We start from the raw sequence: 14,876 nt of genomic DNA, 5'->3' as shown, positions 1-14,876 counted from the left end.
AATAGGGAGGAATAATGATGACCATTACATTAAATGTCCAAGGAATGACTTGCGGTCATTGCAAAATGGCTGTGATGAACGCGCTTAAAGAGCTAGACGGTGTTAAACATGTAGAAGTACATCTGCAAGAAGGTACTGTGGATGTAGATTATGATGAAACAAAAGTAAATGTAGAAAAAATGAAAGAAGCGATTGAAGAGCAAGGGTATGATGTGAAGTAAAATAAAGAGGTTGTCCCAACAGTGATCATTTTTGGGACAACCTCAATCGTATTAAGATGATAAATTGATGAATCGATAATCTTTGTCGTCGATAATCGCTCAATTTCTTGGAATTCATGTTTATTTTTCTTATTTCTACTGTCTACTTGACAGGGGGCAGTTCAGGGTGCTGAACAGCCTCTGAAATCAGCCTCTTTTACTTACTACGTTAAGCCGTTATTCAGGTTGATTGGTTGTGTCATTCGGATTTGGTGTATAATTCGATTTGTAATCTTTATATTTTACTTCTGTGACCATTCCGGCTGAAGCATGGTGCAGGTCATGGCAATGGAACATCCAATTTCCCGGATTATCTGCTTTAAATGCAACGACATATTCTTCCCCCGGGTTAACATTCAAGCTATCCTTCATCAATGGGGAGCCTGTAATCGGCTTGCCGTTTTTGCTTAATACTTGGAAGAAATGTCCGTGTAAATGCATTGGATGCAAATCTGCCGGTGAATGGTTGACAAGTTTTACTTTTACTAGATCTCCTTTCTTAACATTGACAGGTGCTGTTTCAGGATATGTTTTGCCATTAATCGTATAGACCATACCGCCTTTGCCCACGGCTGTTCCTAAATCCATCGTGTACTCTACATCATATTTTTCGTCTAAAGTAAATTGGCCTAATGCACGTTTTCCGTATGTCGTCATATCCACGACAGGGAGGTTTTCCTTTGCATTTGCTTTGTCCGTATTTGTTTGGCCTCCTTCGTACTGAATTTTCACTTTCATTCCATCGGTGCCTTTCATATCACCATGGCATTCTAATAACCATTCCCCAGGATTATTGGCTGTAAATTCAATATCATAACGTTCACCCGGTGCAATATTCAATAGTTCATCTTTAATTGGCTGCGGATCTTTTAGAGGCTGACCGTCCGTTGCGACAATTTGATATTCGTGGCCATGCAGGTGAAGTTTATGGGACATATATCCTGCATTGATAAGGCGAAGCCGAACTTTTTCGCCTTTTTTCACTTTTAAAGGTTTTACAGCGGAACCGCTTTTCCCGTTAATCGTGAAAAGATCATACATACTCATATCATGGCCCATGCTGCTCATATCCATATGTTGGCCATCTGTACTATTTCCATGTCCCATATTACTATGATCCATACCACTCATATCCATATTTCCTTCATCTTGATTGCTCATCCACTCATCTAACACAAGTGTATAATCCCGATCTGGTTTTTCCTCATTCTTAGGCTCTACAATTAATGTGCCATATAACCCTTTGTCCACTTGTTTCGCACTCTCTTGATGGGAATGATACCAATATGTTCCAGGAGCGGTCGCCGTAAATTCATACGTAAAGGTTTCTCCCGGTTTAATTGCGTTCATCGTGACGCCTGGAACTCCATCTTGACTATTTGGAACAGGATAGCCGTGCCAGTGGATCGTAGCTGGTTCCGGCAATTCATTTTTGAAATGGATTTTAACTCTGTCCCCCTGTTTAATACGGATTTGCGCGCCAGGAACAGAGCCGTTGTACGTGTAGACAGGAAGTTTTATTTTATTATTTATTTGTAATAATGCTTCCTTAGCAGTAAGATTAATCTCCTTAGCTGATAAAATTTCTGTATTTGTAGTCAAAGGCAATTGCTTACTGGAGTCCTGTGAGGCGTTTTCCTCCTTTGTACTCATGTTTGACATATCGTGTTCATGCATGGAACTGTGAGGTGAAGCGTTATTGGAGCAGGCTGCGCCAAAGGCTACGACTCCCGCTAAAATGGTTCCGACCAACATTTTTTTCATACCATATTGCCTCCCTATGCTATGGCTTAGATTCTTTACGGATTTCATCATAAAAATAATATTTGCAAAATTTGTGGAGAAAATATTACAATTTTCAGGCGTTTCAAAGAGTGGAGCATTAGAAAAAAGAAACAGCAGCTTGTGTTTTTCCGTTTTCCCTAAGCTTCATCAAAATGACTAGCTAGCGTGCTTTTTCGCAAACAATAATCTGCAGCCATTTTTGAAGAAGAGCGCCAAATCAAAGAGTTGGGGCTCACCAAAAACGATGGCTTCTTGGCATTTGGTTTATTGGAAAAATCAACAGCAGATAAATATCGACTCGTCGGGACATCTTTCAAAAGAAAATGGTGATATGCATATTTACGAAGATGAACTAAAGAAACATAATCAATGATTTAAAAAAGGTTCTAAAAAGGACTTTTTTCAATCAATTTTTCACTCGTAATCCTGAAAATTGGGTCTAATGTGATATTTTCCGGTTTTTCTTAAAAAAAATCCTCCTTAAATGAGGAGGCGACAAAGAACCCACGATCTGCCTTTTTATTTAATTTAAACAATGTGCTAAATGAAAAAAACATTTACTATTAATCATATTTTTTCTAGAGAGGGAAGATTTCGAAAAAAAAATAAACCGTTTATTCTTCCTTGCTATTTGTACAAATGTGCAGAGTAAATGTATGATGGAAAGTGATGGCATGTTGAAACACTTTTAAATCAAAGGAAAGTCTCTTCTTTTTTCTAAAGAAGGAAGAAATTATGAAATTTAACAGCAGAAAGAATTATGAGGACAATAGTTGATACGTATCTAGATAAGGTACTGCCACCTTTTTTTAGAAAAAATAATTTGCCCAAGAATGTACTATCAATTGTTGCAAACGATATTGGAAACAGGATTTATTCTCTCCTATTTCACTGGAATGATTTCGAATTTACAAGAGCCATATTAACTACTTGGATTGGGGAAGCAGCTTTTTATGAACCGAAAGTTAATATAGAATTAAGTTGCTTTGTTGTAGCTGACATTAATACTATTTCAAAGGTTGTGGATAGCACCATGGCTGGGACACAAAATGTTTCTGCTGCTGCAGAAGAGCAACTGGCTTCTATAGAACAAATTGTTTCTGCTGCAACAGAATTGTCAATGATGGCAGAGGAACTGGAACCGGGAAGGAATTTTGAAACATGGACCGATTTGGTCAAGCAGTAAAGGCATTTTAGGAGCGGATGACCGTGCCGGTGTCGCAGTGCTGCTTGAGATTGCCGAATGGCTTGAAACTTCTGACTTCAATGGAACGATTAAGTTTGCTTTTACTGTGGAAGAGGAAAGGGGACTCATCGGAGCGCAGGAGCTTGAGGAATATTTCCTTTGGGATGTGGATGCGGCGATTGTCGTTGATCGGCGGGGAACAGGCGATATTGTCACTTCATGCGGAGCGATTCAGCCGTTTTGCGATATTCGCTATGGACAGTTTTTGAAAACGCGGCTGACGAGGCAGGGCTGACAGGCCGGAAATGTACGGCGGGAGGAAGCAGCGACACAAGAATATGGGCTTCGCATGGCATTCAAAGCGTAAATTTATCAACCGGTTCACTGATGATGAAATCTTGGATACGGATGTTTGTTAGAAAACGGCTCAGTTCATCAAAGCGGTGTTCAATCAAACAAGAGAGCTTCAAGAATATTGCGGAGTTTACTCCTAATCGATGCAATATGATGTTGGCTTATTCTTTAATGAAGAACTTTATATAGCTAGAAACCAGATTGTCAATTAGAGTTTGATTAATGGAAAAGCAGAATTCAATAGATAAAGGCAGCGTGGAAAAGTACTGGCACGACTCGAAATATGTCAAAGGTTGGATAGAATACTAGAAAGAGAGCTATAGACATTCCAAAAAATCACTGGTTCTCTTAAGAAACTCCAATTTACAAATACGATTCTTGGGGTTATTGTTATTTTAGGTATTTAATATCGTAATGGACGCCGTTTGGTATTTGATGGGTTTGGCGGAGGCATTATGGGGCATTTTCATTAGAACAAACAGCTATGTTCCTATATGACGATTTTTTTAATGGGCTTAACAAGAAAGAGGTGAGTTTTATGATATTAGTGAGTTCCTGTTTAGCAGGGTTGGAGGTAAGGTATAATGGGACACATTGTTTACATCATAAAATATGGAAATTAGTGCAGGAGAAGAAAGCTGAAACGATATGTCCTGAATTATTAGGCGGATTTTCAACTCCTAGAGAACCTGCTGAGATTGTCGGTGGAGATGGGGAGGATGTGCTCGATGGAAAGGCGAAAGTGGTGGATCGGTCAGGCAATGATGTAACGGAGTTTTACTTAAAGGGAGCCTATGCCACATTAAAAAAAGCGAAAGAAATAAAAGCAACATTAGTAGTTCTCAAGGAGAATAGCCCGTCTTGCGGCAGTTCAATGATTTACAACGGTGAATTTACTGGGAAGAAAATGGTTGGAAGTGGAGTAACTGCTGCTTTACTAAGGAGAAACGGATTTCAAGTCATTTCAGAAGAACAATTTGCTGAACTCGATTCTTTCCTGTTGGGGTGAAGAATCCCGGGAGCCATCGGTGTTATATCCGCCGACTTCAGTTACATTTGCTGTTGCGCTTATTCTTTTGCCGCTATTCGGAATGGTTTCTTTTTTTATTTTAAGAAAAAAGGATCCACACCTTGAACGCCTGTATAAAATGGTGTATCCAGTACCTTTATCAAAAGGACATAGAGAGCCGACGTCTATGCAGCGTTGGCCATCAAAAGATTTTCCATATGAAATGGTTCAAACAGGAAATTGATCAATCGATGGAATGCGAGTTAATAGATGTTCAAAACATTTTTGACTCGCTTAATTTCTTTTTTGTTGTCAAACAATTCCTTTACGAGAATTTTTTGACCATTGAGTTGTTTGTCCATCAGGGTAATCTTTTTTTCGACTTGATCCAACCGCTCATTTATTTCGGTCAATTGCTGCTTCGTTTCTTCACTATGATTTTTTAGTTGTTCCGCTAATTCCTTCAACGCTTGGAAAATTATTTCATTCGTAATATTAGCCATAACATGAGCCCTTTCTTCATTTTTATTCTCTCATTATAATATGGTTCAGCCTTTTCAACGTAGATCACATCATTTTTTTACAAATCGACATTGAACTAATAGTAAAATGGTAAAAAATTCTTCAATTTCTAGGAATGATCATATCCTTTTAGACGTCATTAAGATAAAGACATTTTGCAAAGCATTCCTACTCAGCTTAACCGTTTATCTTCAGTAAAAGCTCCTTTCGCCTGAGACTGGCTGCCATTTTGTACGCGTATTTTAGTTAACCTATTGACATTAATAGTTTACAATTTTATCATTTAATTGTTAACCATTTTATTTTAAAAGTTTACATAAAACAAAAGATTGGAGGTTGGAAAAATTAGAAATAGCTCTTTAATTAGTTTAATGAATTTTGACGGAAAATCATTGACATAAAACAAATGACGGAGGCTGGAGGCCAACGAATGAAAGAGGAAAGGTACTATAGTGTCAGAATGAGAGCTGCCAAGAATGGACCTCATGAACATGGCGGAAAACATATATCTGGTGGAGAACTGCTTTCAACCTATAGTGATTTAAAAAATTCAGTAAATGCTTTATTAGAAAAGGGACTTCATCACTCAAGAGGTACTCCAGATTTTATGCAAATTCAATTTGAATCTATTCACGAACCGATTAAACGAATTCAACCATTACATATTGACACAAATGAGGCAGATACAGTAGAGAAAGGGCGAAAGTTGTCTAGGCTGCTTTTGGAGAAAGTCGGTATCGAAAGACAGGTTATTGAAAAAGCATTTACAGAATGGACGAAATATTCAGGAATGAGAGGCGCTATATTAATTGATGTTCATTCAGGCAAACGTATTGATGATAGACAGGAAAAGGGTGTGCGTGTTTCAAGAATCGATTGGATGAAGACGAATTTTGAAAATTGGGCGGACTACTTTCATGTGCCCAAGAGTACAAGAATCAGGGAAGCACTTGTGATTGCCACAAAGGTGTGTGCGCATCCGGCTACCATCGCTGAACTATGTTGGTCAGACGATCCTGAATACACTACTGGCTATGTTGCAAGTAAAAAGCTGGGGTATCAACGGATTACAAACCTAAAAGAATATGGAGATGAACGCGGCTGCCGCATCTTTTTTGTTGATTGCAGGAAAGATCTGAATGCCTATATTCACTATTTAGAAAAACAGCCAGTCTTTATTCATTGGGAGGTAGAGAATGAAACAACAATTAATCGAAAAAAGTAAAAAATATCTATGACTGCCTTTTACACAGATGATGATCATCCTTTAATAATTGAAAGCGGCTAAGGAATGAAAGTTAAAGATATTGAAGGAAAAGAATATATGACGGCTTTTCTTCCGTTTGACTTAACGTACATGGTCATCGTAAAAAAAGAACTGGACGAAGCAATTAAAAAAAGCTCGAAAAAATTGCCCACTCCACATTGTTAGGCATGACAAATGTTCCAGCAACAGAGCTTGCGGAAAAGCTCATTCAAATAAGTCCTGAAAAGCTGACGCGTGTTTTTTATTCAGATAGCGGAGCTGAAGCGATGGAAATTGCACTTAAGATGGCGTTTCAATATTGGAAAAATATCTATAAGCCAGAGAAACAAAAGTTTATTACAATGCAAAACGGCTATCACGGGGATACGATCGGCGCTAAGTGTCGGTTCCATCCAGCTTTATCATCAAGTATATGGGCGATTAATGTTTGAAAGTTTTAAGGCACCTATTCCTTACGTTTATCGGTCAAAAAGCGGCGATCCGAAACAGTGTCGTGATGAATGCTTAAACATACTTGAACAACTGCTTAAGGAAAAGCATCAGGAAATTGCCGCACTAACAATTGAATCAATGGTCCAAGGATGAAAGAAGCAATTGTCACGGTAACAGAAAAAGAGGTTTTGCTTTTTAAAGACATAATGAGGTGACAAGCGTTGAACTTCAATGGGTGGTTAAACGACCGTTTAGCGAAGACAAGGGAATCCGGCTTGTATCGGACGCTTAGAACAATGAATACTGCACCTAGTCCCGAAATGTACGTAGATGGCCAAAAGTACATAGTATTTTCCTCAAACAACTATCTGGGCTTGGCCAATGATTCACGCTTGATTCTTGCAGCAGAAAAGGCATTGCACGAGTTTGGGGTTGGGAGCAGCGGCTCAAGGCTAACGACAGGCAATACGCAGTGGCATCAAAAGCTTGAAAAAAGATTTGCAGATTTCAAACAGACTGAAAGTGCCTTGCTGTTTTCAAGCGGTTATTTGGCGAATATCGGCGTGCTTACTTCATTGCCTGAAAAAGGTGATGTTATTTTTAGCGATCAATTAAACCATGCGAGTATTATCGATGGATGCCGTCTCTCACAAGCAGATACCGTCATTTATAACCATGTAGATATGGAAGATTTGGAAAAGAAATTAAAAGAAACAAATTCATCACGGCGACGCTTTATTGTCACAGATGGTGTCTTTAGTATGGATGGTACCATTGCGCCTTTAGATAAAATCATGTCACTTGCTCAACGTTATCATGCATTTGTCATTGTGGATGACGCACACGCAACAGGAGTTTTAGGAGAAAACGGCAGGGGAACAAGTGAATTTTTTCACGTCTTTCCGGATGTAGTGATTAGCACTTTAAGTAAAGCGGTTGGAACGGAAGGCGGGGTCGTTTCTGGATCGAAGGTTTTCATTGACTTTTTGCGAAATCATGCCAGAACCTTTATCTTTCAAACCGCACTTTCACCATCTATTTGTGCAGCTTCATATACAGCATTGGAAATCATCGAACATAGTAAAGAAAAACGACAGCAATTGCTTATAAAAGCAAAACGAATAAAAACTAGTTTACAAGAAATGGGGTACACCGTGAAGGGAGATCATACACCAATTATTCCTGTATTGATCGGAGATGCTCATAAGGCTGTCCTATTTGCAAAAAGATTACAAGAAAAAGGAATATATGCCCCGGCGATTCGACCGCCGACTGTACCTATTGGAGAAAGCAGAATTCGGTTAACGGTGACCGCGGACCATAGCTTAAAGGAGATAGATTATTTGTTGCATGCATTTAAATTAATCGGAAAAGAGTTGAATATGATCAAATGAAAGGTCTTTTTGTAACAGGAACTGATACTGGTGTTGGAAAAACGATAATAGCTTGCGGACTAGCAGCTGTATTAAAAGAGAAGGGAATGGATGTCGGCGTCTTTAAACCGTTTTTAAGCGGTATTTCGCGTGATGATCCTACAAGCGATACAAGTCTTTTAAAAGGGAACCTCAAAGTCGAAAATTGACTTATGAGATACCCCATGTAAAAATTCTACTTCTTTAATATAGAGCGTTTGAATATAGAGCGTTTGAAAAAAATGAGGACGCTTCTTTTGATTAGGCAAGTGCAAATTATTTTTCTCCGGCACAACAGAATAAAATCTTTAGATGAGCAGAAATCGAGATTGTTTATATGTTTGCTTTTTTGGGATCTAAACCCCATCTCTTTAACTTTTTGACTAATGTGGAATGGTCGATGCCGAGTTCTTTTGCCGCAATCCGTAGTGATGGATATTTTTTGATCACATCTTTTACAATTCGCTGTTCAAATTTTTCCACGCGCTGTTTCAGCGTCAAAGCTTCTTCACCGTCTTTTTGATCATGAATGTGCAAAGGAAGATGGTGCGGTTCGATCAATTGAGAGGGAACCGATACGATCATGCTTTCTATTAAATTTTTCAATTCTCGGACGTTTCCAGGCCAATGGTAGCTCGTTAAAGCCTTCTTAGTTTCTTTTGACAATGTTTTATCGACATGGTAAAGCTTGCAAAAGTATGAAAAGAAATGATCAATAAGCGGTGATATATCTTCTTGGCGTTCAGATAAGGGCGGAACAGTTATTTCAACAACATGCAGACGGTAATAAAGATCCTCACGAAATTTTCCTTCTGAAACAAGTTGCTTTAAATCTTTGTTCGTTGCAGAAATAAATCGAATATCAAGCTTAATTGGCTCCCTGCCTCCTATTCGCTGAATTTGCTTTTCTTGCAATACTCGTAATAACTTTACCTGCAAAGAGAGAGGCATTTCTCCTACTTCGTCAAGCATAACGGTTCCGCCGTCCGCCAATTCAAGCAGACCAATTTTCCCCTCTTTATTCGCACCAGTAAATGCACCTTTTTCATAGCCGAATAGTTCAGATTCAAGCAGATGTTCAGGAATGGCCCCGCAATTCACTTTAATAAACGGCTTTTGTTTCCGTTGGCTGTGATGATGGATAAAATTGGCGATCACCTCTTTTCCTGTTCCGGAAGGGCCAGTTAAAAGGACGCTTGTTGGAAAAGGCGCCACTTGTTTTACTTTCTCATAAATGTTTTTCATTTTTTTGCTGTTGCATATAAACATTTGTTCTGATCCGTTCACATGAGCCGAAAAACGGTTTTGGTTTATTTCGGAAATACTTTTTGCTTTTTCTAACTCTTTTCTAAGTTTATTTAATTGTGTGATATCCCTTACGCTCGTCACTACGAGCTCAACGTCTCCTTGATCATTAAATACCGGATTTCCGGTGACAATGACATCTTTTTTGCCTCCTATTTTTTGCATAATGGAAATTTGTCTCTTTTTTTCCAAAACTAAGAGAGATACTGACTGGTCAATATAACCATTCGTCATCAGATCCCGCATATGCCTTCCGACCAGTTCTGTGCGTTCAAAACCTGTAATCTCTTCATATGCGGAATTAACATAGATCGTAATCCCTTCTTGGTCAACAACATAAAGGCCGTCAGTTGAAAACTCGATAATCGCCTCAAGCTGTGTTAGTAGGCTGCGATATTGCTCGATTTCAGTAATATCTTGAATAACACTGATCGCACCGATGCGCTTGCCGTTTTGATACAGAGGAGTCCGGTTTACCATACATTGTCTGTCCGCTAGTATCATTTTTTGACCGATTGAACGATCGCCGCTTTCCACAACCTCCAAAATTTTTGTGTGAGGGACGAGTTCTTGAATATGCTTTCCTTCCCAGTTTCCATTTTCCGCTTGCAATAACTTTTTTGCAGCAGCATTCATCACAACAATGTTTCCTTTTCGATCGACGACAACTACTCCGTTATGCATGCATGAAAAAATATTTTCCCAAGTTAAGGAATTAATAGAGTTTGCTTTGATTATAATCACAACCTTTCATCTGATTGGTGAATTTTTTCAACCGTTTGGTGAATAATTTCACCATATATTTTCGATAATTTCGATTATTAATCCTTTTTTATGGTGAAATTTTTCAACAGTTTTCAGTAAAGAAGCTTAAAAATCCCTTTGTTTGTAAGAAGCTTTTTTTGGCATGCATTTTGCATTTAAATTGATGATCAAAAAATAAGGAGGGGGAAAGTAGAACGAATGATGAATGAATAGAAAAAAAGAATATACTGCCTCTATTCTTTCAGCAGTATTTCTTGTACTGTATAAAGAAAGCGCTTACGGAATTTGGAATATGTTGTGGTAGAAATGGCTGAATGTTGAAATAAAAACAAGAACACATTTTTACATGTCGTCATTTAAGAATTATCTCATGTCTTGATTGACATTTTCTATTTCATTATAGGAGGGTTTTTTATGGCAAACATTATTAAAAAACACCCGAAACTGTATGTAATGGACAACGGCCGAATGAAAATGGACAAAAACTGGATGATTGCGATGCACAATCCAGCAACCATTGACAATCCGAACGCGCAGACTGAGTTTGTCGAATTCCCGATTTATACCGTTTTAATTGACCATCCTGAAGGAAAAATTCTTTTTGACACGGCATGTAATCCAAATTCCATGGGTCCAGCAGGTCGCTGGTCTGAAACGACGCAAAAAACGTTCCCATGGACAGCGAGCGAAGAATGTTACTTGCATAACCGACTTGAGCAATTAAAGGTCAGACCAGAGGATATTAAATTTGTTGTGGCATCTCATCTTCATCTCGATCATGCGGGCTGCTTAGAAATGTTTACAAACGCAACCGTTGTCGTACATGAAGACGAATTTAACGGCACATTACAATCTTATGCCCGCAACCAAAAAGAAGGGGCATACATTTGGGCAGATATTGATGCATGGATAAAAAATAATCTTCAATGGAGGACAATCAATCGGGATGAAGATCATGTTGAACTTGCGGAAGGGGTGAAAGTTTTAAACTTTGGCAGCGGTCATGCTTGGGGAATGCTTGGTCTTCATGTACACCTTCCTGAAACTGGCGGCATCATTCTTGCATCTGATGCGATCTATACGGCAGAAAGCTACGGGCCGCCAATCAAGCCACCTGGAATTATTTATGATTCTCTCGGATATGCGAAAACGGTCGAACGAATTCGCCGGATTGCCAAAGAAACAAATTCCCAAGTATGGTTCGGGCATGATGCAGAACAATTTAAAGGATTCAGAAAATCGACGGAAGGATATTATGAATAAAATTTCCCGAGTTTATGTAGAAGAAATGGGTGGAAACGTCAATTTCGATTTTAAAGAACACAAATGTCGATGCTTTAAGAGAACATTCCAGGGTGTGAAGGAGGAGAGTCATGACACATTCAAAGCTAGTTTTTACACCTTTATGTTATACTGGATGGGGTTCGTTAAGCCAGCTTGTTCCGGAAGTTGAAAAATATCAACCTAAGAAAATTCTTGTTGTGACAGATCCGGTGTTGAATGACATAGGGCTCGTTGACCGCGTCACATCTCCATTACAAGAAAAAGGATACAGCATTGATGTATATACTGACATCGAACCAGAGCCTCCGCTTCAAATCGGAGAAAAGCTTGTCGCCTATACGAGAGAAAACAAATTCGATCTCGTCATAGGTTTAGGCGGAGGAAGCGCAATGGATTTGGTAAAGCTTGCAGCAGTCTTGTCTGTTCATAAAGGAACAGTGGAAAGTTATTTAAATTTAACAGGTACAAATCAAGTAGATAAAAAAGGTCTCCCCAAAATTTTGATACCCACAACTTCCGGAACGGGCTCTGAAGTCACTAATATTTCTGTCTTATCTTTAGAAAGTACGAAAGATGTTGTAACACATGATTATTTGCTCGCTGATGTAGCAATTATTGATCCGGAACTAACTGTCACTGTCCCGCCGAAAGTGACCGCTGCAACGGGGATCGATGCATTGACACATGCAGTGGAAGCATATGTCTCAATCAATGCCAATCCGGTAACAGACGGTCTTGCCCTGCAAGCGATGAGACTGATCAGCCGTTCCATCCGTAAAGCTGTGTTAAACGGAAATGATAAACAGGCGCGGATTGATATGAGTTACGGCAGCTATATTGCCGGATTAGCTTTTTTTAATGCCGGCGTGGCAGGCGTACATGCTTTAGCCTATCCGCTTGGAGGACAATTTCATATTGCCCATGGCGATTCCAATGCAGTTTTATTGCCATATGTGATGGGCTACATCCGAAAAAGCTGCCAAAAAAGAATGGTGGACATATTGAATGCTCTAGGCGAGAATTCAAGCTATTTGTCTGAAAAAGAAGCTTCCTATCAATGTGTCGAGGAACTAAAAAGATTAGTGGCAGATGTCGGAATTCCGACAACTTTGGGAGAATTCGGCATTCCGGAAAGTGCGATCGAAAAATTGACGGAAGACGGGGTGAAACAAAAAAGATTGCTCGCAAGAAGTCCAATGAAGCTTAATAAAGAAGATATCCGAACCATATATCAGTCAGCCTTTCAAGGGATAGTAACGGAACCGTCATAATTGTCGATAACTTGAGTTTTATAATTCACAGTTGAAAGGAAGATAAGGGCCAGATTTTTGATATTATCCCCTTATAGTTAGACAGAAAAAAGAAAGGGATGTCACTGTCTACTAGAAGGGGGGATTTTTATAGGTAAAAATTAAAAAACATACAGTAAAGAATATAAATTAGATGTTGTGAAGAAATATTTTGATGAGGGAAGGGCAAACCGTGAAATCATGGATCACTTTCACAACTCTGTTTTTGCAAAATAAAAGTGCAGAGAATTACAAAATCCTTACGCAGTGATATACAAGGTGCTTTACATGGAGGGGGGACATGAAAACCTTTTTTGGTTTTGCCAAAACTGTTGAAGCTGGTGCTTGGCTAAAGAATCATGGCTACAGAGGATCCATGCCAAGCCCTTGATGGATAGATCGCATATATGTATATTTATACAAAATTTGGATATAGATATACTGCAAAACTCTGTATTTTTTTCTTTCAGAAAACAACATGTCAACTAGGAACAAAGCAATGCCGTTCGAAGAAACGTTATCGAGTGGCCATTTTTCGTGACACCCATGGACATGAGATTCGCATTGTAACCAATGTTTTGACTATCGGCGGAAAAGATCGCCGATATGTATCCAAAACGTTGGACGGTCGAGATCTTTTCGGTGGATCAAGCAGTATCCTATTTGGGACAATAGAAAACGCAGTCGACAATTGGCAATCTGAGATGGCAGTTGCCTTGTTTAAGTATTCCCAAATTTTTTGGAAATGACATACCTAATTTTGGATAATCAACAGTCGTGTTGTAAAATATTAAAAAATATGATATTGACTTCCAAAATATTGATATAGTATTTTTTTAATAAAGTAATAATTTTTTCCTATTATAAGAATTTTTACCATTAAAGTCTATTATTATATTTTAAAGAAAAAATACTAGTGTTAGTTACAGTATTTGGATTATCAACTTGTCAATAATATCCTAGCCGTATGTTTTTATTAACTTTCATCGATTCGGTTTGGTTATTATAAATAGACTTCTAATTACAAGTAATGCTAAAAGAATATGTCATGCACTGCATGATATATTCTTTTAATATTTATTAAATTTAAATGTATATATTCAATCAATTGAAGAAAAAGGAATTTCAAAAAATCCATCAAATGAAGGATGATAAAAGTCTAATTTTGTTTGTGAAAACTTGATAAGACTACTTACAAATAGATTCCCTTATCCTTTTTTTATATACCGTGCGAATAAAAACTCAGAATGTTTTTTATTAGATAATATGCCGACATGATAAAACACTGACCTTTTTAAGCTGTACCATGCAAGTAGTAAAATATTGAGGTGATGGCATGATTCAATTAATTAAGCTTGAACTTAGTAAGTGTATGAAAAGAATAGAGTTCAAGATAGCATTTATAGCTGTTTTTTGTGCAATATTTTTAGACTACATTATTTTGTGTAAAGAATATTATGGATCGGAATTATCTAAGGTAATGTCTGCTTCAACTGGTACTATTCTTACAAACGTTGTCGCAACACCTTTGTCACCAATAGTAGGGATCTTGCTGCCACTAACCGTAAGTATCATTTATTCTGTGTCATTCCTAGAAGAAAAAAATTGGGGATTAAGTAACTTTATTCATACAAGGGTACACAAAGAAAAATATATTTTAGCTAAAGCTATGTCGATTACTCTAGTAAGCTTTTTTGTAATATTTATACCATTATTAGTAAATGAAATTTTAGCAATTATTGCTTTTCCAATCCAAGGACATAATACATTCGGTTTACCAGATTATAAAAAGTTATCGTATATAGTGTAAACTTTCATTTTATCTCATCTAAAAAGAGTACGATTTTTTCAAATTCCTTCGGAATCATCTTTGCTATCCTCTGAAAAAATGTGCTAAATTTTTTGTGAATTATTTCATAGGGGGATGGGGGATCTGTGATCTTGATTCATGATTTTGGAGTCGATCTCGAAACCTATCATGAATTAGGAAAAAACAATGACTTTCC

12 protein-coding genes and 3 pseudogenes are annotated in these 14,876 nt (G+C 38.0%); 12 read left to right on the top strand and 3 right to left on the bottom strand.

The genetic code is table 11. The features are described 5' to 3' along the window. Window positions 1-17 precede the first annotated feature (17 nt). On the top strand, window positions 18-221 hold the full coding sequence (gene copZ / locus AC0KTX_RS06160) for a copper chaperone CopZ (protein ID WP_474251352.1): 204 nt from the start codon (window positions 18-20) through the stop codon (window positions 219-221). Window positions 222-437: 216 nt separating this feature from the next. On the opposite strand, the gene AC0KTX_RS06155 is transcribed toward copZ, so the two are convergent. Continuing rightward, complete coding sequence (locus AC0KTX_RS06155) at window positions 438-2,024, bottom strand: multicopper oxidase family protein (protein ID WP_474251351.1); 1,587 nt, start codon at window positions 2,022-2,024, stop codon at window positions 438-440. Between the two features lie 781 nt (window positions 2,025-2,805). On the opposite strand from AC0KTX_RS06155, the gene AC0KTX_RS06150 reads away from it, so the two are divergent. The 3 genes from AC0KTX_RS06150 to AC0KTX_RS06140 all read left to right on the top strand — a co-directional run bounded on the left by AC0KTX_RS06150 (window position 2,806) and on the right by AC0KTX_RS06140 (window position 4,594). Then, window positions 2,806-3,231: a hypothetical protein gene (locus tag AC0KTX_RS06150; protein WP_474251350.1), complete on the top strand. Its 426-nt coding sequence runs from the start codon at window positions 2,806-2,808 to the stop codon at window positions 3,229-3,231. After that, window positions 3,200-3,526, top strand: coding sequence for a M20/M25/M40 family metallo-hydrolase (locus AC0KTX_RS06145; RefSeq protein WP_474251349.1), 327 nt, complete (start codon window positions 3,200-3,202; stop codon window positions 3,524-3,526). Before AC0KTX_RS06150 ends, AC0KTX_RS06145 begins: the two co-directional genes overlap by 32 nt. Before the next feature lie 597 nt (window positions 3,527-4,123). Further along, on the top strand, window positions 4,124-4,594 hold the full coding sequence (locus AC0KTX_RS06140) for a 2-thiouracil desulfurase family protein (RefSeq protein WP_474251348.1): 471 nt from the start codon (window positions 4,124-4,126) through the stop codon (window positions 4,592-4,594). Between the two features lie 263 nt (window positions 4,595-4,857). Here the strand turns inward: AC0KTX_RS06140 and AC0KTX_RS06135 are convergent, their stop codons facing one another. Beyond that, window positions 4,858-5,097, bottom strand: a complete 240-nt coding sequence (locus AC0KTX_RS06135; RefSeq protein WP_474251347.1) for a hypothetical protein — start codon at window positions 5,095-5,097, stop codon at window positions 4,858-4,860. Between the two features lie 449 nt (window positions 5,098-5,546). Here AC0KTX_RS06135 and bioW point away from each other — a divergent pair, with 449 nt between their 5' ends. From bioW to bioD, 4 genes and pseudogenes are all read left to right on the top strand, one after another. Then, window positions 5,547-6,341 (top strand): 6-carboxyhexanoate--CoA ligase, encoded by a 795-nt coding sequence (gene bioW / locus AC0KTX_RS06130; RefSeq protein WP_474251346.1) that lies wholly within the window; start codon window positions 5,547-5,549, stop codon window positions 6,339-6,341. A gap of 28 nt (window positions 6,342-6,369) precedes the next feature. Continuing rightward, window positions 6,370-6,965: pseudogene (locus AC0KTX_RS06125) on the top strand (aminotransferase class III-fold pyridoxal phosphate-dependent enzyme); the annotation flags it as partial. Between the two features lie 71 nt (window positions 6,966-7,036). Further along, window positions 7,037-8,209, top strand: a complete 1,173-nt coding sequence (bioF, locus tag AC0KTX_RS06120) for an 8-amino-7-oxononanoate synthase (RefSeq protein WP_474251345.1) — start codon at window positions 7,037-7,039, stop codon at window positions 8,207-8,209. Further along, window positions 8,206-8,373: pseudogene (gene bioD / locus AC0KTX_RS06115) on the top strand (ATP-dependent dethiobiotin synthetase BioD); the annotation flags it as partial. The gene bioF and the pseudogene bioD, both read left to right, overlap by 4 nt. A 187-nt stretch (window positions 8,374-8,560) precedes the next feature. Here the strand turns inward: bioD and AC0KTX_RS06110 are convergent. Continuing rightward, on the bottom strand, window positions 8,561-10,267 hold the full coding sequence (locus AC0KTX_RS06110) for a sigma-54 interaction domain-containing protein (RefSeq protein WP_456687936.1): 1,707 nt from the start codon (window positions 10,265-10,267) through the stop codon (window positions 8,561-8,563). A gap of 444 nt (window positions 10,268-10,711) precedes the next feature. Between AC0KTX_RS06110 and ahlS the strand changes: the two genes are divergently transcribed. From ahlS to AC0KTX_RS06090, 4 genes and pseudogenes are all read left to right on the top strand, one after another. Next, on the top strand, window positions 10,712-11,560 hold the full coding sequence (ahlS, locus tag AC0KTX_RS06105) for an AhlS family quorum-quenching N-acyl homoserine lactonase (protein ID WP_063389500.1): 849 nt from the start codon (window positions 10,712-10,714) through the stop codon (window positions 11,558-11,560). Window positions 11,561-11,670: 110 nt separating this feature from the next. After that, window positions 11,671-12,852 carry an iron-containing alcohol dehydrogenase gene (locus AC0KTX_RS06100; protein WP_474251344.1) on the top strand — a complete coding sequence of 394 codons (1,182 nt, stop codon included), beginning with the start codon at window positions 11,671-11,673 and terminating at the stop codon, window positions 12,850-12,852. Between the two features lie 494 nt (window positions 12,853-13,346). Continuing rightward, window positions 13,347-13,613, top strand: a pseudogene (locus tag AC0KTX_RS06095) (transposase); the annotation flags it as partial. Between the two features lie 593 nt (window positions 13,614-14,206). Continuing rightward, complete coding sequence (locus tag AC0KTX_RS06090; RefSeq protein WP_474251343.1) at window positions 14,207-14,680, top strand: hypothetical protein; 474 nt, start codon at window positions 14,207-14,209, stop codon at window positions 14,678-14,680. The last annotated feature ends 196 nt before the right edge of the window (window positions 14,681-14,876 follow it).

This window comes from Aeribacillus sp. JST-2 (assembly GCF_056032925.1).
Note: the sequence above shows the minus strand (reverse complement) of the source record. Positions and strands in the feature narration are given on the sequence as shown.